This window comes from Nocardia wallacei, assembly GCF_014466955.1.
In the GTDB taxonomy this organism is placed as follows: domain Bacteria; phylum Actinomycetota; class Actinomycetes; order Mycobacteriales; family Mycobacteriaceae; genus Nocardia; species Nocardia wallacei.
In genome coordinates this window covers 973440-993971 of the sequence record NZ_AP023396.1, presented here as the reverse complement: position 1 = coordinate 993971, position 20532 = coordinate 973440, and the positions used below count along the sequence as shown (strand labels likewise).

The window sequence follows — 20532 nt, the reverse complement described above, 5'->3', positions numbered from 1 at the left end:
GCCCTCTCCCACGCACGGCGCTGCGCAACCCTCACCCACGCACAGCACTACACAACCATCACCCACGCAGCCCACTCCCGCGCACGGCACCGCGCAGCCGTCTCCCACGCACGGCGCTGCGCAACCCTCACCCACACACGGCGCTACACAACCATCACCCACGCAGGGCACAGCGCAGCCCTACCCCACGCACAGCCCAGCACAGCCCTCCCCCACGCACAGCGCTACGCAGACCTCGCCCGCGCACGGCCCTGCGCAACCATCGCCCGCGCAGGGCACAGCGCAGCCATCGCCCGTGCACGGTGTTGCGCCTTCGGCTCCGGCGCGAGGTGCTGTCAGCGGTCGTGACAACGACTCGGCGGAGGGTGGTATCGGATTCGCGGGTGGCGCAACGGATTCCATCGGCGAACAGCCTCCCGCGTCGACACATCCCAGCCTCGGACCGGGTTTCGAGGGCATCAACCGGCACCAACCGCCCGGCACCACCGGCTCACCGCTCGGTGAACCCGGACGCCCCGCCTCCAGCGGGAATATCGCCCCGCGCAACGACTCCTGGGAATCGTCCGCCGACCCCACCCGTCCCGCGCCCGCAGACGGAACCCCGGGCCACGCACCGACCGGCGAAACCACCGGCCAACCCCCCTGGCACACCCCTCATGCGGCGCCCACGCACGGAACGCCAGAGCCGGTCGGCAACGCACCGGCCAGCGCAGGCACCGACCAGCCCCCATGGCACAGCCTCCACTCTGGGCCTGCGGAGGGAACTCCCGGACCCGTCGGCGGCGCACCGACCAACGCGGGCACCGACCAGCCCCCATGGCACAGCCTCCACTCTGGGCCTGCGGAGGGAACTCCCAGACCTGTCGGCGGGGCGCCAGCCAGCGCAGGGACCGACCAGCCCTCGTGGCACACACTCCACACCGCGCCCGCGGAGCGAACTCCCGGACCTGTCGGCGGCGCGCCGAACGGTGAAGGGGCCGCGTGGCAGAGCCCTGCTGCTGCGCCGACGGGCGAGGCGTCGGGCGCTGGGGGGCATGCGCCTGTCGGTGGTGGCGTAGGGGGGCGTGGTGAGGCTCGGGCGGACCAGTGGCGGGCGCCCGTGGATGAGGCGACGCAGCGGTTCGTGCCGCAGGGCGGGCATGGGAGTGGGCCCGGGGATCCGCGCTTTGCGGCGCCCGGGGAAGTGCCGCCGTGGCAGTCGCCCGGGCCGGAGCAACAGGCCGGGCAGCCGTATCCGGGCACGTATCAGCAGCAGCCGCAACACTTTCAGCAACCGCAGCAATATCAGCAGCCACCGCAGTATCAACAGCCGCCGGGAGTGCAGCCGTCGCTGGACGATGTGCCGGTGCGGCGGGCGAAGAAGGCTCCCGGGTCGGGATGGCGGCGCGCGGTGCACCACATGTCCGGTGGTGCGATCAATCCCGGCATGTCGGCCGAGGAACTGCGCCTGCAGGAACTCGTCGCGCGGATCCGGCAACCGGTGCGCGGCGACTACCGGATCGCGGTGCTGTCCCTGAAGGGCGGCGTCGGCAAGACGACCACCACGATGGGCATCGGCTCGATCTTCGCCTCCATACGCGGCGACCGGGTCATCGCGGTGGACGCCAACCCCGACTTCGGCACCCTGTCACAGCGCGTGCCGCTGCAGACCCGCTCCACGGTGCGCGACCTGCTGCTGGACCAGGCGATCAGCAGCTACGCCGACGTCCGGAGGCACACCTCCCAGGCCACGAGCCGCCTGGAAGTGCTTGCCAGCGAACGGGACCCGGCCGCCTCGGAGTCGTTCAGCGAGGACGAGTATCGCCGCGTGGCGCGCATCCTGCAGCGTTACTACAACATCATCCTCACCGACTGCGGCACGGGCCTGATGCATTCGGCGATGGCGGGCGTGCTGGATCTGGCCCACTCGCTGGTCCTGATCTCGTCCTCGGCGATCGACGGCGCCCGCAGCGCCGCGGCGACCCTGGACTGGCTGTCCCTGCACGGCCACGACCACCTGGTGCGCAATGCCGTCGTGGTGATCAACCTGCCGCGCCCGGGTTCACCGAATGTCGGCATCCAGCAGTTGCGCGAGTATTTCCTCTCGCGCTGCCGCGCGGTGCACATCATCCCGTACGACCCGCACCTGTCCGAGGGCGCCGAGATCGACCTGGCCCGACTGCACAAGAACACCAAGCGGTCGCTGGTCGAGCTGGCGGCGACCGTGGCCGACGACTTCGCCACCGATCACCGGCGCTTCCAACGCTATTGACCGGTCCCGACGAGCGCGCCTTCCCAGGACAGCGGGGAGGCGCGCACCTCGGCGAGACTGCGATGGCGGCGACGCCGGAACAGCGAGCGCAACGTCCCGGCATTGAGGTAACCCACCCGCGCGGCCACCGCGTCGACCGTCAGAGTGGTGTTGCGCAGCAGGTAGGTCGCCCGTTCCAGCCGGATCTCGTTCGCGAAATCCCTTGGTGACATGCCGATCTCGGCGCGCGTGGCACGCTGCAGGCTGCGCACGGTGACGCCGAGCGAATGTGCCGCGTCGCTGATCTGGAACTGGTCGGCGATGTGGTCGCGCACCCAGCGCTCGTACGCCGCCACCAGGGAATTGCCGCGAGCCACGAACTCCGGCAACGCGACCTGCGTCCGCCGGTCCCCCACCAGGAAGAATCGCGCGACCAGTTCGGCCAACGCCGGGCTCTGCGCCGCGACCATCGCCAACGCCAGATCCAGATGCGACAGCGCGGCACCGGCTGTCGTGATAGTCCCGGAGCGGCACAGCACGCGCCCCTCCTCCAGCTCGACCTGTGGATACCTCCGCCGGAACGCCGGGCCCAGCCACCAGCTGGTGGTCGCCGATCCCCCGTCCAGCACCCCGGACTCCGCCAGGAAGAACGTGCCCGTGCAGGCGGCCGCCACGTGCGCGCCACGCTGCTGCGCCGCCGAGATACGTTCCAGCACAACGTCGTTGCGCGCCGCGGTGACCAGACCGATCACCCCCTCGGCATCGTAGAGCTCCAGCGCGGGCACGACGATGGTCCCGATATCGGCGGGCAGCTCGGACAGCGGCGTGGTCGGGACCAGATTGCCGTGCCCCGACCGCACCCCCGTTCCGGGTGAGACGGTCCGCACTCGCCACGGGTCCGGGGCGGTGTCGAGTTCGTCCAGCAACAGGTTGGCGGTGCGGAACACCTCCACGACAGCGGCCAGCCCGAAGTCCGCGACCCCGTCCACGACGAACACTGCGACGTCCATGTCGCAAACAGTACCGAACATGTCGGATGCGACACTCACATTCGCACAATCGTCCTTCTACCGTTCCAGACAAGGCTCGTGCGACATTCCTGTCGCGGACAGAGCCTTCGTGGGTAGAGAGAGCAGAACGAGATGAGGATCCACGCCAGCCGCTGCCACAGCTTCGCGTACCGCACCACCGTCGCCGGGCCGTGCGCCATCGCGCTCGAGCCGTCCGCCATCGGGACCACTCGGCCCTTCTTCGACTGCCTGGTGCTGTCGGTCGGCGTCGACCCCGGCGACCTGGACGTCACCCGCCGGGCCGCGATCATCGTCAAACACATTGCCACCCGGACGGATCCGGGGTTCATCGTGATCGACGGATTCGCGCGCTGGGCCACGGCGGGCCGCCGCGGCGCCGCCGGACTCGACGTCCTGACCGGCCTCGCCGACGCCCTGGACGTACTGCACGAACTGTCCGAGCGCTTGGAGGAGCGCGGCGAACTCGTCCACCAGATGCCGTTCGGCTGGAACAAGTTTCGCCGCGCTCATGTCGTCGACGGGGCATGGGCATACCGGGTCATCGATGTGGGGCCGCACACGCCGCCGCCCCTGCCCGCGCTCACCCGGCCGAACCGCGCGATCACTCCGCGCGCACTGCCCTCCTGCGGGGCGCCCGCCCGCTGACGGCTACCAGGCCGGCAGCCGCCGCCGGCCGGCGAGTACGTCGCGCACGAGATCGTCGTAGCCGTCGGCCAATTCGGCCAGATGATGCCAGGCGCCGTGCAGGATCTCGTTGTCGGCGTCGAGCGTCATCAGCGCGTGGTGGGCACGGACCGAGGACTCGGCGAGCCGGTCGATGACCGAACCGATGGTCTCGGTGTGCAGCGTGGCGCCGAGCCGGTGCTGGGGGACGGTACGCGCCACCCAGTCGTCGATCGCCATCACCAATTCGGCTCGGCGCCGCTCGATTTCGACTGTCGCGGTGGGATCCGGGTCGGGCTCGGATCCACCACGGCCGGTCGACCGGCGCTCGTGTAGCACCGCGAGATCGCGAGCGAACCACAGTAACGGCCCGCCGATGACACGGTGCCCACGACAGGCGCGCAGCATCAGGTCCGAACTCGGCAGTAAGCCGGTTGTCAGAGTCTGGACCGCCATCGATGTCTGCGGCGTGTAGGGCACTGCCATTACCACCGTCTGGATTGTCTCCGAACCAGCCACGTTGCCTCGCCGTCATCGCCGTTACAACACATCGTTCAGGACGTTCCTTACAATAAACCTCTGAAGCCCTGTGTCAAGGGTCACACGCCGCGCCGCGGCGCGGAGTAGACTACATTTTCTTGAAGAAGCAACCGAGGAGCGAGATGGGCGACGGTCCGAGGTACCAGCGGATCGCAGACCTCCTCCGGGAGGAGATTCGCAACGGGACGTGGAAGCCGGGCGATCGACTACCCAGTCACAACGAACTGGCCGATCAGATGCAGGTCTCCATCACCACCGCCCGCAACGCAATTCAGGTCCTGGTAGCCGAAAACCTGCTCTACACAGCCACTTCCCGGGGCACCATCGTGCGCAGCCAGGAAGTCCTGGAATCGGTTGTCACCCACCATATCCGCCGCGACCGCCCCAAGTCCTCGCACGACATCTTCTCCGAGATCGCGCGCGCGGCGGGCCGTGAGCCGTCCAAGCAGTTCAGCGCCCGGATGGAACCCGCCGGCGCCGACGTCGCGCATTGGCTGGGGGTGCCGCGCGACTCCTGGGTGGTGGCCCGCACGGTGGTCCAGTATCTGGACAACGAACCCTGGTCCTGGGAGGTCAGTTTCTATCCACGGGACTTGGCGGAGGCCACCGGAATCGACTTCCCGCACGACATTCCCGAGGGCACCACGCGCCGCCTGGCCGCGCGGGGCCAGCCCGAGACCGCGCACCGCGACACCGTCGTGGCCCGCCCCGCCACCGCGGAGGAGGCCGCCGTGCTGGGCGTGGGCACCGGCACCATGCTGCTGGACCACTTGCGCATCGGCGCCAACGCCGAACGCATCACCCGGGTGACGCGGCAGCGGTCGATCGCCGCGCGCAACCGGCTCGCCTACGAACTGGGCGACGACGACGGTACGGAGGTCATCCGCAAGACGCTGGGAACGCCGCATCCACCGGGCAATTCCCATTCCTTCGGTAACTCGCTGGTGCCCGGCTCGCCATGACGATTCGCATTCGCCAGGCCCACCTGGCCGACCTCGGCACCATCTGCCGACTACGGCTCCAGCGCACGGCCTGGCTCGCGGCTCGAGGCTCGGATCAGTGGACACGCGAGGGGCGAGGACTGCCCATCGAGCTGTTTGCCCGCGCGGTCGAGCGCTCGCTGCGTGCCGGGGAGACCTGGATGGCCGAGGTGGACGGCGAATCGGCAGGCACCATCACCGTGAACGACCGCGCGGACGAGGGTCTCTGGTCGCCGGGCGAACTCGCCGACGCCGTCGTCGTGCACTACATGATCGTGGATTTGCGGTTCACCGGATTGCGGCTCGGCACAACGCTGCTCGCGCACGCCGCGGCGATCGCCCGCGCCCGGCACCGCACCTGGGTGCGGCTGGACGCCTGGACCACCAACCCGGGCCTGCACTCCTACTACCAACGCGCCGGTTTCCGCCTGGTCCGGCTGGCGGGGCCGGAGGCATCCGGGCCGTCGGGCGCGCTGTTCGAGCGCCGCGCCGACAGCTGGCTGCCGACGCCGGTGCTCACCAGCGCGGGCGGCGAACTGCACGCGCGCTGAGAACGGTTCAGCAGCAACAGTTCACCCATGTGGCGACCGGATGCCACCTGCCGTCACCCGTCGCGGCAAACAGCTGCGGCCGAACCCGCGATTTGACAGTATCGGCCTGTGCGGCTGGCGGTGGTTGAGGACGATGAAGGCGTCGGGAACGCACTGGTCGAAGCACTCCAGGCGCGTGGTCACGAGGTCGAGCTGAAGCGGCGCGGAGCGGACCTACTGCTGGCCCACCGCGGCTACGACGCGGTCGTCCTGGATCTCGGCCTTCCCGATATGGACGGCTTGATGGTGCTGCGGCAGCTGCGGCGGGTCAGCAACGTACCCGTCGTGGTGCTCACCGCACGCGGTGACGAACGTTCGATCGTGCGCGGGTTACGCGCCGGCGCCGACGACTACCTGGTCAAACCGCCGCGGATCGCGGAACTGGCCGCCAGACTGGAGGTGGTCACCCGGCGCCCGAACCATCGCGCCACGCCCACACCGGAGGTCGTCGTGTCCCGCGACGTCCGCGTCGACCTGCGAGCACGCGAGGTGACAGTGGCCGGGGCACCGATCAGCTTGACCAATAAGGAATTCGAGCTGCTGCGGGCGCTGGTCGAGCACCCCGGGTCGGCGGTGAGCCGACAGCAACTGATGGACCGCCTCTGGGGCGATGCCTTCCTCGCTGTCTCCCGGGCCCTGGACGCGCACATGGCCGCGCTACGCGCCAAGCTCGACCGGCCCGGGCTGATCACCACCATTCGGGGACACGGGTTCCGGTGGGAGACCTGACGGCGGTATCGACCACAACACTTCCTAGGGATTCGGAGGCGGGATTCGGCCGATCACCACAGCGATTGCGGGCGGATGCGGTTGGCGAGATCGACCAGCGCGTAGCGGTGCAGCCGCCGCGGCGAGGTGCGTGCCGCGGTCCGCAGCACCGACTCCAGCCCCTCGCGCAACCCGGCCTTCGTATAGGGCACCCCCAGGATCGTCGCGTCCGGCGGTTCGGCGCGCCCACCGGCGCGCACCCAGGCCAGCGCCGCGCCGAGCACCACGGCCTGCATCTGCAACTGGCGGGGATCGTCGCGCAGGGCCGCCAGGCGGGCTTGCGCCTCGCTCAGGTCCGCCTGCGTCAGTTCCTCCGGCGGCCGGGAGACCTGCAGCAGGCAGGCGGTCAAGCGGGCGGCGTTGTGATGCCGCGACACCTCCGGAACCTGTTGCAGCGTCGCCACGGCGGCCGCGCGATCACCATCGGCGACCTGGCGGCGGGCCAGGCCGAACGCCGCGCTCGCCAGGCCGCGATCGACCCGCCACACCGCGCGGTAGTACTCCGCCGCCGCCCGCCGCCAGCGGTCCGGATCATCGGTCGCGCTGTCCTGCAACAGCAGCTCGGCGGTGGCGGCCAGCGCCAGCTGCGGCGCCACCTCGCCCGGGACGGTGCCGTGCACCAGCTCGAAGTTCTCGTACGCCCGCTCGAAACGGCCGACGCCGAGTTCGGCGATCCCGCGATACCAGTCGATCCGCCAGTCCGCGGGATAGCTCGGAGCCAGCCGATCCAGTTCGGCGCGAGCGCGATCCACCTCGCGCAGATCCAGGTACGCGCGCACCGCCGCCAGCCCTTCCTCCAACTCCGCCGTCGGCGAGTCGGGCAACGCCCCCGCGTTGACACTGTCGCGGTGCAACCGCAGGGTTTCCAGCGCCTGGCCGGGATCGCCGTGCAGCAGCGGCGACAGCAGCTCGGCGCTGGGGTCGTCACCGTCGATCAACGGCACCGGCAGCGCGGCGAGCACACTCGACGGCTCCAACTCCGGCGGGCGATGCCGGCCGTCGATGATGCCGTCGGTCTGGCGCAGCAGCGTGGTGACGCCGAAATCGCCTCGGGCAGCGCCGAATACGGTCGACACCTGCGGGTAGCCACGGTCGTGGTCCTCCGCGAGCACGGCCCGCAGCACCCCACCCAGCTGCCGGTACATCGCGAAAGTGGACGGAAAGCGCTGTGCCGGATCGAGATCGGTGGCCCGCCGCAACAGCCGTTCGAAGGTGGGATACCGGCGCAGGACCGGTTCCTCGTCGGGTGTGGGCAGCCCCGGCAGCTTGCGACCCTGCGCATCGGTGGGCAACCGCAGCGTCAGGGCGGCCAGGGTGCGGCCCACCGTGTAGATGTCGGAGGCCACGGTCGGCCCGGTCTCGATGTACTCGGGCGCTTGAAAACCCTGTGTGCCGTAGAGATTTCCACCCGATTCGCGGGCCGCCACGGCGCCGAGATCGATGAGTTTGACCTCGTCGGCGGTCACCATGATGTTGTCCGGTTTGAGGTCGTTGTACGCGAGACCGCAGGAGTGCAGGTAGTCCAGCGCGGGGAGAATCTCCATCACGTAGACGATGGCCTCGGCGACCGGAAGCCGTGCGGGCGCACGCTCGTCGAGCATCGTCTTCAGCGAGCGGCCGCCGATATACTCCATCACGATGTAACCGCACGCGATGTTGTCGACGGTCCGGTGCGTGACGAAATTGAAGATCTTGACGATCGCCGGATGCGCCATCTCCGAAAGGAATTGGCGTTCGGCGAGCGCCACCACGTTGGCCTCGAAATCGAGCGGGTTCTGCAGGCCCTTCAGCACCACCCAGCGGCCACTGACATTACGGTCGCGGGCCAGGTGGATCCAGCCGAGCCCGCCGTAGGCCAGGCACCCCTTCACCTCGTACTGGTCGGCGACGACGTCGCCGGGATTCAGCAGCGGCCGGAAGTTGAACGGTGCGCCGCACTGCGCGCAGGTGCCGGTGGATTTCGCCCGGGTGGCGCCGGACGAGCGTCCGACCGGCTTCCAGCACTTCCAGCAGAAGCGCTTGTCCTCGGGCACCTCGGGGTCGGCCAGGATCGCGGTGTCGGGATCGGTGGAGGTCGATTCGGGCAGTGTGACCAGGCCCGCCCCCAACCGCCGGACACTCGGGCGGGACCGGCCCCCGGCCCGGCCCGAAGTCGGCTCCGCCACATCGGAATCCGGCTCGTCGTCGTCCGGATACCAGAAACTCGCCGCAGTCGGTTCGACGCGGCGAGTGGGCCACTGGTGGGTCGGGTCCTGGTCCGGCAGCGGCCGGGCCGCCCACCCGGGCGGGCGCCGGCGGCCGGATACAGTCGCATCGTCCGGCATTCCGACCTCTCAGACCTACGGCTAGTCGTGCTGGCCCGCAAACCTGAACCGCTCCGCGGGACGGAGATCATCCGTCCCGCGGAGCGACCGGGGTCGGTCCCTATTGGCGTCACAGGGGGTCGGGACCGACGGGCATCAGGGCGATTCTGCCTCATCGCGGTCGGCGGCGTCGGCGCTCGTCGCGGACGCGTTGCCGGCGCGCTCCTCACGGTGCTCCAGCGGCCGTTCGGCGACCACCGGGAACTGGCCGGTGTAGCCCTGGCGCAGCGACGCCACCTGCAGCACCCGGCCACGGGCCAGGAACCACCCGCCGACCAGCAGCGGCAGCATCAGCACCACCATCGCGATGACGGCGCCGCGCTGCGTGTCGTCCTCGCCGAAGAGCATGAGCCCGACGACGACGGCCATGAAGATCAGCGCCGCGTAGTTGGTGTACGGCGCACCGATCAACCGGAAGGACGGACGCTCGAGGCGACCCTCCTTGGCCCACTTCACCATCTTCATCTGGCAGATCAGGATCGCCGCCCAGGCCGTGATGGTGCCCAGCGCCGACATGTTCAGCACGATCTCGAACGCCTTCTCCGGCACCAGCGCGTTGAGCCCCACGCCGGCCAGGGCGATCGTGCCGGTGGCCAGAATGCCCACGTAGGGCACGCCCTGTTTGGACATCCGCGACGCCACGCTGGGGGCGCTGCCGTTCATCGACATCGAGCGCAGGATGCGACCGGTCGAGTACAGACCGGCGTTCAGGCTGGAGAAGGCCGCGGTCAGCACGACCAGGTTCATCACGGTGCCCGCACCGTCCACGCCGAGCCTGGAGAAGAAGCTCACGAACGGGCTCTCACCGGACTTGAAGGCGGTGTAGGGCAGCAGCAGCGCCAGCAGCACCAGCGAACCGACGTAGAACAGCGCGATGCGGGCGATGACCGAGTTGATCGCGCGGGGCATGATCTTCTCGGGGTTCTCCGCCTCACCGGCGGCCGTGCCGATCAATTCCACCGCGGCGTAAGCGAATACGACGCCGGTGGTTGCCAGCACCAGTGGCAGCAGGCCGTTCGGGAACAGGCCGCCGTGGTCGCTGATCACGCTGATGCCCGTCTGGGCGCCGTCGATGGTGAAACGCCCGGCGAGGAACACGGTGCCGACGATCAGGAAGGTCACCAGGGCGACCACCTTGATCAGCGCGGCCCAGAACTCCATCTCACCGAACCAGCGCACCGACACCATGTTGATGCTCACCACGATCGCCAGGGCGATCAGCGCGATGGTCCACTGCGGAATCGCCTTGAACGCGCTCCAGTAGTGCACGTAGGTGGCGATCGCGGTGATGTCGACGATGCCGGTCATACACCAGTGGAAGAAGTACATCCACCCGACGCCGAAGGCCAGCTTCTCGCCGTAGAACTCGCGGGCGTAGGAGACGAACGAACCCGAGGACGGGCGATGCAGCACGAGCTCACCGAGGGCGCGCAGGATGAAGAAGACGAAGATGCCGCAGACCGCGTAGGCGATGAACAGCCCAGCGCCGGCGTCCTTCAACCGACCGCCCGCGCCGAGGAACAGCCCGGTGCCGATCGCGCCGCCGATCGCGATCATCTGCAATTGCCGTGGACGCAGCGCTTTGTGATAGCCCGCGTCCTCGGCCTCCAGCGCGCTCGCGGCAGCCGCCTGCGCGTCTGGGTGGGGTTGAACGGTGGTCATAACGGGACCTTCCATGTGATGCCAATCATACCATCAGGTAATGGAACATACCTCTAACCGATGGCACATACAACGTTGGACGGAATTTTGTAACGCCGCGGAAACCCGGAGACCACCCAAATCGGTTGCCTCTCGGTTGCCCTACCCGTCTCTGGCCGGGCAAGATACCCGACACTCCGGCGCTACACCCAATCACAGCTATCGATTAGCAATGTTGCCGAAGGGGCCGACATCGAGCCTGCCAATGTCCCCTGAAAGCCCCTATGTGCCACTTCTCAGGGCGAGAACCGGGTTTCGGTGTGGTTTCCTTGATAGATGGCATCGGGTGCGGAGTTCACGATCGACGAGCTGGCGCGCGAGTCCGGCATGACCGTGCGCAGCCTGCGGGCCTATCAGGAGCGCGGCCTGCTGCCGCCGCCGCGGTTGAAGGGCCGGACCGGGTTCTACGGTCCACAGCACCTCAACCGGGTGCGCATCATCAGCCGGCTCATGGACCGCGGCATCAAACTGAGCGGCATCCGTGAGCTGCTCGACGCCTGGGATCGCGGCGACGACCTGGGTGCGGTCCTCGGCGTCTCGCTGGAGGACGGCCCGCCGGGCGCCGAGCAGGCACGCCCCGAGCCTCCGGGCGAGCGGACCATCGCGGCCACCGAACTCATGGAGCGCTACCGCGACGTGCCGAACGGCTTGGCCCGCGTCGTCGCCGCGGGCCTGTACGAGCCGTTCGACGCCACCACCTATCGTGAACGCGATCCCCAGCTGGTCCGGTTCGCCGATCAGCTGTCCGCCTCGGGGGTGGACGATGTCGCCGTCCTCGACGAACTCGACCGGCTGCGCGCCGACTGCGACCACATCGCCCGGCGCTTCGTGGACCTGTTCGAGCACACCGCCGCGGCGGCGTTCCGGCAGTCCGGCCGCACCCCGCACGACGTCGCCGAGTTCACCGAACAGCTGGCCACCGCCCGCACCCTGCCCGGCCGGGTGTCCGCCGAACTGGTCGATCAGTTCATCTCGCGATACCTCGAGCACATCACCCGAGACCTGGACGATCCACGCCCCTGAGCCCGCGCACCGCCGACCGCCCGAGCATCCGGAAGCGCCGACCGCGCACTGACCGGCCCTGCAGCACCTCGACGATGCCCGTGGCCGTCGCGGGCGTGCTGAAAAACGCTGCGGCGGGGGCGGAATCGTCTTCCTCCGGCTCGTCGTCGTCCCGCACCATCGACCGGCGCGTCCTCCTGCAGGCGTTCGCCGCACATCGGAGCCTCCTCTGCGATACGCGTTTCCGCGGCGTGCGGTCCCGACCGGTCGCGCGTCCACCCGGCCGGGTCTGCGATGATCACGGTCATGCGAGTACTCGTGCAGCGAGTGACAGCGGCGCAGGTCACCGTCGACGGCGAGATCGTCGGGCGCATCGACCCGGCCGCCGCGGGCGCGCCCCACGGCCTGCTCGCGCTGGTCGGTGTCACCCACGACGACACCCCGGCGACGGCGAAGACGCTGGCGGACAAGCTGTTCCGGCTGCGCATCCTCGACGGCGAGCGCTCCGCCGCCGACCTGGCCGCGCCGATCCTGGTGGTCAGCCAGTTCACCCTCTACGCCGACACCGCCAAGGGCCGCCGCCCGTCCTGGTCGGCCGCCGCACCGGGAGCGGTCGCCGAACCGCTGGTCGACGCCTTCGCCGCGGACCTGCGTGCGCTCGGTGCCACCGTCGCCACGGGACGTTTCGGCGCGCATATGCGGATCGAGCTGGTCAACGACGGTCCGGTGACGATTTTGCTCGAAGTGTGAGGCCGGTCAGGCATGTTCGTGAATTCCCGGTGGCACACAAGGGAATTCGACAAGGCAACCCACCGTTCATCGGGCAACACCGCGGTGGCTGTGGCGCGCCCGGAAATCCGGCGGCGATCATTGTGAGAAACACAGGGCGAATCCGATGGGCCGTGCCGCGTCACCGGTGCCGATAGTGTCGGCCTCGACTCACGACTGAGAAAGCGGCCCACCCGGGCTCAGGAGAAGACCCAGTATGCGTAAACACCGTCACCTCACCGCGCCATCGGACCCGCGGGAAATTCTCGACTTCTTCGGCAAGTGCCCCCAATGCGGTTACCCCGCAACGGCTTCGGCGACACTGCGGGACAGCAGCACGGTGGTCGCCTCCTGCGACCGACCGTGCGGCTGGAGCGGCATCGTGCCCCTGACCACCATGACCGAGCATCGTCGGCACGCCGACATGCGGGAGTGACCGGCTCAATACCTCACTGCGCCGCGCCGCGCGTGCGCCGCAGGCGCTCGCCGAGAGCGGTGAATCTGCTGAACCCGCGCCCCCGGCACCGACTTTCGCGGCGAACCCGCCTCGTGCCAGGTCATCCGGATTTCGCCGAACGACACCGGCTGCCCGGCCGCGAACCCGATCACGGCCCCGACCAGGCAGACCCGGCGATCACCAGGCCCGCTGTTGTCGATCTCGGTCGGCAGATAGGTGCCGCGCCGCCGCCCAGACCCGCTCGCGCGGCAGCAACGCCCAAATGCGCCGAATTCGCCTGCGCGGCAGCACCTTGATGCCGCCACCGTTCCCCCTCATGTCGCGAAAGATGTACCGGCACGGCCTGACCCGATACAGCGCACGAGCGCGTGTCGCGGCCGTCCTACGGCCGGAGCGGCCCTATTCCGGGCGAAGGGTGAGAATCCGCGGCCCGTCCTCGGTGACGGCGACCGTGTGCTCCCAGTGCGCGGCGCGGCTGCCGTCCTCGGTCACCACGGTCCAGTCGTCGTCGAGGACGCGGGTCTGAGTGGTGCCCAGGGTGAGCATCGGCTCGATCGCCAGCACCGAGCCGACCACGAGCTTCGGCCCCTTGCCCGGCGCGCCCTCGTTGGCCAGGAACGGGTCCATATGCATCTGCCTGCCGATGCCGTGCCCGCCGTAACCGTCGACGATGCCGTAGGCGCGGCCGTGTTCCCGCTCGGCCGCGCGGGTGCCGACCTCGATGGCGTGCGAGACGTCGGTGAGCCGGTTGCCCGGCAGCATGGCGGCGATACCCGCCTCCATCGACTGTTTCGTCGCCTCGCTCAGCAGCCGGTCGGCCTCGATGATCTCGCCGACGCCGAACGTCCACGCCGAGTCACCGTGCCAGCCGTCGAGGATGGCGCCGCAGTCGATGGACACCAGATCGCCGGGGGCGAGCACCTCGTCCTTCGACGGAATCCCGTGCACCACACGGTCGTTCACCGATGCGCAGATCGAGGCCGGGAAGCCGTGGTACCCCTTGAACGACGGCACCGCACCGGCGTCGCGGATCACCTGCTCGGCGACCCGGTCCAGCTCCAGCGTCGAGACGCCGGGCTGTGCCGCCGCGCGCACGGCGACCAGCGCCCTGCCCACGACGGCACCGGCCGCGGCCATGGCGTCCAGTTCACCGGCGGTGCGGAAGGGCACCACCTTCTTCTGCTTGAGTCCGAAGACCATTCGCGTCAGCGGCCCAGGGCGCGGAGCGCGCGAGTGTTGACCTCTTCGATCTCGCCGATGCCGTCCACCGAGACGACCTGGCCGTCGTAGTGCTGCAGCAGCGGCTCGGTCTCCTCGCGGTACACCCGCAGCCGGTTGCGGATCACCTCTTCGGTGTCGTCGTTGCGGCCGCGGCTGAGCATGCGCTGCACCACGACGTCCTCGGCCACCACGAAGCACAGCACGGCGTCCAGCTCGCGCCCGGATTCCTTGAGCATTTTCTCCAGCGCCTCGGCCTGGTCGACCGTGCGGGGATAGCCGTCGAGCACGAAGCCGTTCGCGGCGTCCGGTTCGGCGATGCGCGCCTCGACCATGCGGTTTGTCACGTCACTGGGTACCAGGTTCCCGGCGTCGAGGTACTTCTGCGCCTCCCGGCCCAGCGGAGTCTCCTGCGAGATGTTCGCACGGAACAGATTCCCCGTGGAGATGTGCGGCACACCCAGCTTGTCCGACAGCAGTTCGGCCTGCGTGCCCTTGCCGGCACCCGGCGGTCCGAGCAGTACGAGTCTCACTTGAGGAACCCTTCGTAATTTCTGTTCATCAGCTGGCTCTCGATCTGTTTGACCGTATCGAGGCCGACACTCACGACGATCAGGACGGCGGTGCCACCGAACGGCAGGTTCTGCAAACCACTCGAATTGCCCATGTGGAGGAACAGGTTCGGCAGGACGGCCACGGCACCCAGATAGATCGAACCGGGGAGGGTGATCCGGCTCAGGACGAAGTTCAGGTAGTCGGCGGTCGGCTTACCGGGCCGATATCCGGGAATGAAGCCGCCGAACTTCTTCATCTCGTCTGCGCGTTCCTCCGGGTTGAAGGTGATCGCGACATAGAAATAGGTGAAGAACACGATCAGCGCGAAATAGATCGTGATGTAGACCCAGTTGGTCGGGTTGACCAGGTACTGCTGGATTATCTTCTGCCACCAGCTCGGGTTGGGGTCGTTCTGCGAGCGGGTCAGCTGCTCGACCAGGTTCGGCAGGTACAGCAGCGAGGACGCGAAGATCACCGGGATGACACCGGCCTGGTTGACCTTCAACGGCAGATACGTCGAGGAACCGCCGTACATCTTGCGGCCCACCACGCGCTTGGCGTACTGCACCGGAATCCGGCGCTGCCCCTGCTCGACGAAGATCACCGCCACGATCACCAGGAAGGCGCCGAAGCAGACCAGGCCGAAGATCAATCCGCCCTTGCTGTCCAGGATCGCCTTGCCCTCGCCGGGGATGCGGGCCGCGATGCCCGCGAAGATCAGCAGCGACATGCCGTTGCCGACACCGCGTTCGGTGATCTGCTCGCCGAACCACATCACCAGCGCCGCGCCGGCGGTCATCACCAGCACGATGATGATCATTCCGAAGATGCTGTTGTCCGCGATGATGTCCTGCTGGCACTGCAGCAACTGGCCGCGGGCGGCGAGCGCGACCAGACCGGTGGCCTGCAGAATCGCCAGCGCGATCGACAGGTACCGGGTGTATTGGGTCATCTTGGTCTGGCCGGACTGGCCTTCCTTGCGCAATTCCTCGAAGCGCGGGATGACCACGGTCAGCAACTGGATGATGATGCTCGCGGTGATGTAGGGCATGATGCCGATCGCGAACACCGAAAGCTGCAGCAGCGCACCGCCGGAGAACAGGTTGATCAGCTGGTAGATCCCGGCGTTCTCACCACCGGAAGCCTGGTCGATACATTGGCGGATCGCCTTGTAGTCCACACCGGGCGACGGCAGCGACGCACCGATGCGGTACAGCGCGATCAGGCCCAGCGTGAAGAGAATCTTCCGCCGTAGGTCCGGGGTCCGGAAAGCCGACACGAAGGCGGAAAGCACAGATCCTCCTGGCTAACGACATGGGGCGAGGCAGACAACAACTTGACTCTAACAGCGGCGCCGGACGGGCTCTCACCCGTCCGGCGTCCCCTACTACAGAGAGTAACTGTCAAGCCAGCTCGATGGCGGTGCCACCGGCGGCGGCGATCTTCTCCTTGGCGGAGCCGGAGAACTTGTCGGCGGAAACCTGAACGGCCACACCGATTTCGCCCTCGCCGAGCACCTTCACCAGCTCGTTCTTGCGCACGAGACCGGCCGCGACCAGCTGATCCTTGTCGATCGCACCGCCGTCCGGGAACTTCCGGGCGATGTCACCGACGTTCACGACCTGGTACTCGGTCCGGAACGGGTTGGTGAAGCCCTTCAGCTTCGGCAGCCGCATGTGGATCGGCATCTGGCCGCCCTCGAAGCGGGCCGGCACATTCTTGCGAGCCTTGGTGCCCTTGGTACCGCGGCCCGCGGTCTTGCCCTTCGACGCCTCACCGCGACCCACGCGGGTCTTCTCGGTCTTGGCGCCGGGGGCCGGACGCAGGTGATGGAGTTTGATGGTCACGCGTTGACCTCCTCAACAGTAACGAGGTGGCGCACGACATTGATCAGCCCGCGGTTCTGGGCGGTGTCCTCGCGCAGCACGGACTTGCGGATGCCCTTGAGTCCGAGGGTGCGCAGCGACTCGCGCTGATTCTTCTTGGCGCCGATCGTGGACTTGATCTGGGTCACCTTCAGCTGTCCCATGTCAGGCTCCTACTCCCGCGCGCGCACGCAGCATGCCCGCAGGAGCGACATCCTCGAGCGGCAGGCCACGGCGGGCCGCCACTTCCTCGGGACGCTGCAGCTGCTTCAGGGCGGCCACGGTCGCGTGCACGACGTTGATGGCGTTGTCGCTGCCCAGCGACTTGGCCAGGATGTCGTGGATACCGGCGCACTCCAGCACGGCACGCGCCGCACCACCGGCGATCACACCGGTACCCGGCGAGGCCGGACGCAGCATGACGACACCGGCGGCGGCCTCGCCCTGCACCGGGTGGGTGACGGTGGAGCCGATCATCGGGACGCGGAAGAAGTTCTTGCGAGCCTCCTCGACGCCCTTCTGGATGGCCGCGGGCACTTCCTTGGCCTTGCCGTAGCCGACACCGACCATGCCGTTGCCGTCGCCCACGATCACCAGGGCGGTGAAGCTGAAGCGCCGACCACCCTTGACGACCTTGGACACGCGGTTGATCGCGACGACCCGCTCGAGCTGGTTCTTCTCGGCGGCATTGTCGCGGCGGTCGCCGCGACGGTCCCGGCCGCCGCCACGTTCCTGGCGGCCGCCCTCGTTGTTCTGTCCGGCGGGTCCGTTTCCGCCGTCACGCCGTTGACGTCCCGGCATCAGACGTTCCTTCCGTTGCGCTTGCTGTTGGTCATCAGAATTTCAACCCGCCTTCCCGAGCGGCATCCGCCAGGGCGGCGATCCGGCCGTGGTAGTCGTGGCCACCGCGGTCGAAGACCGCGCTCTCCACACCGGCGGCCTTGGCGCGGGCGGCGAGCAGCTCGCCGACCTTCTTGCCCTTGGCGGTCTTGTCGCCCTCGACGGACCGCACGTCGGCCTCGACCGAGGAGGCGGCGGCGAGGGTCTTGCCGACCGAGTCGTCCACCAGCTGGGCGTGCAGATGCCGCGACGAGCGGAACACGACCAGGCGCGGGGTCTCGGCGGTGCCGACGACCTTCTTGCGCAGACGGAAGTGCCGGCGCGCCTTGGAAACTCGGCGACGGGTCGACACGTCCTTGCCGAGCGGCTTGCGCGCGGCTTTCTGAGTATCAGTCTGGGCCATGGCTTACTTACCCGTCTTCCCTTCCTTGCGCCGCACGACCTCGCCCTCGTAGCGAATGCCCTTGCCCTTGTACGGGTCGGGCTTGCGCAGGCGGTGGATGACGGCGGCGATCTGGCCGACCTTCTGCTTGTCGATGCCGGACACCGAGAACTTGGTGGGGGCCTCCACCTTGAAGGTGATGCCCTCGGGCGCCTCGATCGGCACCGGGTGGCTGTAGCCGAGCGCGAACTCCAGGTTCGAGCCCTTCTGCTGCACGCGGTAACCGACGCCGAAGATTTCCATCTTCTTCTCGTAGCCCTGCGTGACACCCACGATCATGTTGTTGACCAGGGTGCGGGTCAGCCCGTGCAGGGAACGGTTGCGGCGCTCGTCGTCCGGACGGATGATCTCGAGTTCGCCGTTCTCGGCGCGGTTGACGGTGATCGGCTCGGCGACCACGTGCGACAGGGTGCCCTTGGGGCCCTTGACCGACACGTTCTGGCCGTCGATGGTCACCTCGACACCGGCGGGAACCGGGACCGGCTTCTTACCGATACGCGACATTGTTCCTACCTCCCTTACCAGACGTAGGCGAGGACTTCGCCGCCCACGCCGTGCTGCTTGGCCTGACGGTCGGTGAGCAGGCCCTGCGACGTGGAGATGATCGCCACGCCGAGGCCGCCCAGTACCTTGGGCAGGTTGGTGGATTTCGCGTACACCCGCAGACCCGGCTTCGAGACGCGACGCACACCCTGCAGGCTGCGTTCCCGGCTCTGGCCGTACTTCAGGTCGACGATCAGGGTCTTGCCGACGGGCGCATCCTCGGTGCGGAAGTCGGCGATGTAGCCCTCGCGCTTCAGGATCTCGGCGATGTTCGCCTTGAGCTTGGAGTGCGGAGCCTTCACCTGATCGTGGTACGCCGAGTTGGCGTTGCGCAGACGGGTCAGGAAGTCTGCGATCGGATCAGTCATGGTCATAGGTTGACCGTCACCTTTCTCGCCGCGGTTCCCATGCAACACCCGCACGCCTCTCGGCGCCCGGATCGTGGGCCTACAGCAATTCGGCTTGGTCCGGCCGACACCGTTTGCCGACCGGATGAAGTGGCACGTCGCCCGGCCTCCACACCGCACCACAGGCACAGCTCGGCCCCAGGCAACCGGTTCAGTGTAGACGGGGGTGGGGGCGGGATCGAAATCGGGGTGGCATGGGGGTGGTCACACCCGGCCGGGGCCTGGCCTCGATTCGTAGAGGCGCGTGTAGGCCGCGCGGGCCCGGTCACGCAATTGCTCGGCGTCCAAACCGCCGGCCCGTTCCCTGAGGACCGCATCCGCAACATAGTCGTCCACGTCGGCGAACAGACCATCCAATACCTCGAACTCCGGGCCGGGAACCTGACTTCGATCCTGCTTGAATTTCGCCAAGTACGCCGCTTCGAAATTATCAGCTGACAACTCTCCCGACACGAATGCGCGAAGCAGCGGCTCATACACCGCAAGCATGCGGGAGACATCGGCACGGCCATCCGCCATCATCCACCACCCAGTTTTCCTTCGTTAAGAACGTACTGCTCTTGAGCAGGACTGAGCCTCCATCCCGAGATGAACTCACCTTTGGGCGACATCCCTCCCGCCCACGCGGTTCGGTCACTCCGAAGTCCGCAGCATGTTTGTACTTTTTCTCGATAATCGATCGATCGACGACAAGATCTCTCTTTTCGATCGTCTTGACACCGGATCCAACCTTTGGCCCCTTCGCAGGCACATCGCCCTTCTTGCGCAAGCGCTCGAAGATGTCCCGGACAGCTTTGGATGCCTTGGCCAACGCGTCTTTGGCGTCCTGGGTTCGGCCTGCAATCTGGGCGGGCTTGCGGGCTCGCCAGACGATGATGCCGTCGGCGATGCGCTTGGCCCAGCGGCGGACGGTGTCGACTGCTTTGGCGCCGGCGACGGCGCCCGCGCCGAAGCTGATCAGGGCGGCGGCGATGGTGATACCGGCGTCGATTGCGAGGTCTTTGACGAGGCCTTCGAGGAGGCCCTTGATTTCGTCGCGAAGTTCTTTCAGCGCCTCTCGGTAGGCGAGGCAGGACTCGCTGAGTTGCCTGCAGGAGGTCAGGAGCTGGTCGATGGAATTCGACAGGGTACGTAGATCGTCGCGGATGTGCACCGCGTCCGGGGAGGTGACATCGTCGAACAAGGTTGCGGAGATGGTCCCAGTTTCGCCGCCAACTCCACCAACGCATCCCAGACTTCGACCGCGCCTTGATGGAACTCGTCCCAGGCGGCAATGAATGTGTCGGAGTTGTTTCCGGACCAGCTGTCGCGCACGTCGCGCACGTCGAGTTCCAGAGCCGCCAACCCGGCACGGCACTGGACGGCGATGTCGAGAGCGATGCGACCGAATGCCTTGACCGATTCCGGCTCGATCGACAGCGACGGTTCTTCTCCTGCCATACTCGACCCCTCTTCGAGTGACTCGGGCGCCTCGCCATCGAACCGCAGGCGTCGGCCGAAATCAAGGGACCGAGACTGGCTCAGTCCGGGAGCAAGGGTCGAAAAGTGCACGCCCGAGACGGTTTTGAA

General features: G+C 67.9%; 23 protein-coding genes and 1 pseudogene. 8 read left to right on the top strand and 16 right to left on the bottom strand.

All coding sequences use genetic code 11. The annotated features are described in order from the left end of the window. Window positions 1–1126: 1126 nt before the first annotated feature. Window positions 1127–2251, top strand: a pseudogene (locus tag NWFMUON74_RS04525) (MinD/ParA family ATP-binding protein); the annotation flags it as partial. Here NWFMUON74_RS04525 and NWFMUON74_RS04520 read toward each other — a convergent pair. Beyond that, window positions 2245–3240 (bottom strand): GlxA family transcriptional regulator, encoded by a 996-nt coding sequence (locus tag NWFMUON74_RS04520; protein ID WP_187686730.1) that lies wholly within the window; start codon window positions 3238–3240, stop codon window positions 2245–2247. The pseudogene NWFMUON74_RS04525 and the gene NWFMUON74_RS04520 overlap by 7 nt on opposite strands. Before the next feature lie 132 nt (window positions 3241–3372). On the opposite strand from NWFMUON74_RS04520, the gene NWFMUON74_RS04515 reads away from it, so the two are divergent. After that, window positions 3373–3906, top strand: coding sequence for a hypothetical protein (locus NWFMUON74_RS04515; protein ID WP_187686729.1), 534 nt, complete (start codon window positions 3373–3375; stop codon window positions 3904–3906). A 3-nt stretch (window positions 3907–3909) separates the two neighbouring features. Here the strand turns inward: NWFMUON74_RS04515 and NWFMUON74_RS04510 are convergent, their stop codons facing one another. Beyond that, window positions 3910–4410: a DUF4254 domain-containing protein gene (locus NWFMUON74_RS04510; RefSeq protein WP_187688923.1), complete on the bottom strand. Its 501-nt coding sequence runs from the start codon at window positions 4408–4410 to the stop codon at window positions 3910–3912. 176 nt (window positions 4411–4586) lie between these two features. Here NWFMUON74_RS04510 and NWFMUON74_RS04505 point away from each other — a divergent pair, with 176 nt between their 5' ends. The 3 genes from NWFMUON74_RS04505 to NWFMUON74_RS04495 all read left to right on the top strand — a co-directional run bounded on the left by NWFMUON74_RS04505 (window position 4587) and on the right by NWFMUON74_RS04495 (window position 6763). After that, window positions 4587–5426 (top strand): GntR family transcriptional regulator, encoded by an 840-nt coding sequence (locus NWFMUON74_RS04505; RefSeq protein ID WP_187686728.1) that lies wholly within the window; start codon window positions 4587–4589, stop codon window positions 5424–5426. Continuing rightward, window positions 5423–5995 (top strand): GNAT family N-acetyltransferase, encoded by a 573-nt coding sequence (locus NWFMUON74_RS04500; RefSeq protein WP_187686727.1) that lies wholly within the window; start codon window positions 5423–5425, stop codon window positions 5993–5995. The genes NWFMUON74_RS04505 and NWFMUON74_RS04500 overlap by 4 nt, the downstream gene beginning before the upstream one ends. Window positions 5996–6103: 108 nt before the next feature. Next, complete coding sequence (locus NWFMUON74_RS04495; RefSeq protein ID WP_187686726.1) at window positions 6104–6763, top strand: response regulator transcription factor; 660 nt, start codon at window positions 6104–6106, stop codon at window positions 6761–6763. Between the two features lie 53 nt (window positions 6764–6816). Here the strand turns inward: NWFMUON74_RS04495 and NWFMUON74_RS04490 are convergent, their stop codons facing one another. Both NWFMUON74_RS04490 and NWFMUON74_RS04485 read right to left on the bottom strand, forming a co-directional pair. Continuing rightward, on the bottom strand, window positions 6817–9126 hold the full coding sequence (locus NWFMUON74_RS04490; RefSeq protein ID WP_187686725.1) for a serine/threonine-protein kinase: 2310 nt from the start codon (window positions 9124–9126) through the stop codon (window positions 6817–6819). A gap of 135 nt (window positions 9127–9261) precedes the next feature. Then, complete coding sequence (locus NWFMUON74_RS04485; protein ID WP_187686724.1) at window positions 9262–10827, bottom strand: amino acid permease; 1566 nt, start codon at window positions 10825–10827, stop codon at window positions 9262–9264. A gap of 315 nt (window positions 10828–11142) precedes the next feature. On the opposite strand from NWFMUON74_RS04485, the gene NWFMUON74_RS04480 reads away from it, so the two are divergent. The 3 genes from NWFMUON74_RS04480 (at window position 11143) to NWFMUON74_RS04470 (ending at window position 13072) form a co-directional block, all read left to right on the top strand. Next, window positions 11143–11889: a MerR family transcriptional regulator gene (locus NWFMUON74_RS04480; protein ID WP_187686723.1), complete on the top strand. Its 747-nt coding sequence runs from the start codon at window positions 11143–11145 to the stop codon at window positions 11887–11889. 285 nt (window positions 11890–12174) lie between these two features. Further along, window positions 12175–12618, top strand: a complete 444-nt coding sequence (dtd, locus tag NWFMUON74_RS04475) for a D-aminoacyl-tRNA deacylase (RefSeq protein WP_187686722.1) — start codon at window positions 12175–12177, stop codon at window positions 12616–12618. A gap of 235 nt (window positions 12619–12853) precedes the next feature. After that, entirely contained in the window at window positions 12854–13072 is a 219-nt protein-coding gene (locus tag NWFMUON74_RS04470) for a hypothetical protein (protein ID WP_187686721.1), read from the top strand. A 420-nt stretch (window positions 13073–13492) separates the two neighbouring features. On the opposite strand, the gene map is transcribed toward NWFMUON74_RS04470, so the two are convergent. From map to NWFMUON74_RS04410, 12 genes are all read right to left on the bottom strand, one after another. After that, window positions 13493–14293 (bottom strand): type I methionyl aminopeptidase, encoded by an 801-nt coding sequence (gene map / locus NWFMUON74_RS04465; RefSeq protein WP_187686720.1) that lies wholly within the window; start codon window positions 14291–14293, stop codon window positions 13493–13495. Between the two features lie 5 nt (window positions 14294–14298). Next, window positions 14299–14844: an adenylate kinase gene (locus NWFMUON74_RS04460; protein ID WP_187686719.1), complete on the bottom strand. Its 546-nt coding sequence runs from the start codon at window positions 14842–14844 to the stop codon at window positions 14299–14301. After that, window positions 14841–16160: a preprotein translocase subunit SecY gene (secY, locus tag NWFMUON74_RS04455; RefSeq protein ID WP_187686718.1), complete on the bottom strand. Its 1320-nt coding sequence runs from the start codon at window positions 16158–16160 to the stop codon at window positions 14841–14843. Before secY ends, NWFMUON74_RS04460 begins: the two co-directional genes overlap by 4 nt. Window positions 16161–16269: 109 nt before the next feature. Continuing rightward, window positions 16270–16713, bottom strand: coding sequence for a 50S ribosomal protein L15 (rplO, locus tag NWFMUON74_RS04450; RefSeq protein ID WP_187686717.1), 444 nt, complete (start codon window positions 16711–16713; stop codon window positions 16270–16272). Continuing rightward, window positions 16710–16895, bottom strand: coding sequence for a 50S ribosomal protein L30 (gene rpmD / locus NWFMUON74_RS04445; protein WP_187686716.1), 186 nt, complete (start codon window positions 16893–16895; stop codon window positions 16710–16712). The genes rplO and rpmD overlap by 4 nt, the downstream gene beginning before the upstream one ends. Window position 16896: 1 nt before the next feature. Next, window positions 16897–17532 carry a 30S ribosomal protein S5 gene (rpsE, locus tag NWFMUON74_RS04440; protein WP_187686715.1) on the bottom strand — a complete coding sequence of 212 codons (636 nt, stop codon included), beginning with the start codon at window positions 17530–17532 and terminating at the stop codon, window positions 16897–16899. 34 nt (window positions 17533–17566) lie between these two features. Then, complete coding sequence (gene rplR, locus NWFMUON74_RS04435) at window positions 17567–17974, bottom strand: 50S ribosomal protein L18 (RefSeq protein WP_187686714.1); 408 nt, start codon at window positions 17972–17974, stop codon at window positions 17567–17569. Window positions 17975–17977: 3 nt separating this feature from the next. Then, the gene (rplF, locus tag NWFMUON74_RS04430) at window positions 17978–18517 is read right to left on the bottom strand and encodes a 50S ribosomal protein L6 (protein ID WP_187686713.1); all 540 of its coding nucleotides are present in this window, start codon (window positions 18515–18517) and stop codon (window positions 17978–17980) included. 14 nt (window positions 18518–18531) lie between these two features. After that, complete coding sequence (gene rpsH / locus NWFMUON74_RS04425; protein WP_187686712.1) at window positions 18532–18930, bottom strand: 30S ribosomal protein S8; 399 nt, start codon at window positions 18928–18930, stop codon at window positions 18532–18534. A 237-nt stretch (window positions 18931–19167) separates the two neighbouring features. Next, complete coding sequence (locus tag NWFMUON74_RS04420) at window positions 19168–19452, bottom strand: colicin immunity domain-containing protein (RefSeq protein WP_232110838.1); 285 nt, start codon at window positions 19450–19452, stop codon at window positions 19168–19170. Beyond that, window positions 19436–20146: a hypothetical protein gene (locus tag NWFMUON74_RS04415; RefSeq protein WP_187686710.1), complete on the bottom strand. Its 711-nt coding sequence runs from the start codon at window positions 20144–20146 to the stop codon at window positions 19436–19438. Before NWFMUON74_RS04415 ends, NWFMUON74_RS04420 begins: the two co-directional genes overlap by 17 nt. Further along, window positions 20062–20403 carry a WXG100 family type VII secretion target gene (locus NWFMUON74_RS04410; protein WP_187686709.1) on the bottom strand — a complete coding sequence of 114 codons (342 nt, stop codon included), beginning with the start codon at window positions 20401–20403 and terminating at the stop codon, window positions 20062–20064. The genes NWFMUON74_RS04415 and NWFMUON74_RS04410 overlap by 85 nt, the downstream gene beginning before the upstream one ends. Window positions 20404–20532: the final 129 nt, after the last annotated feature.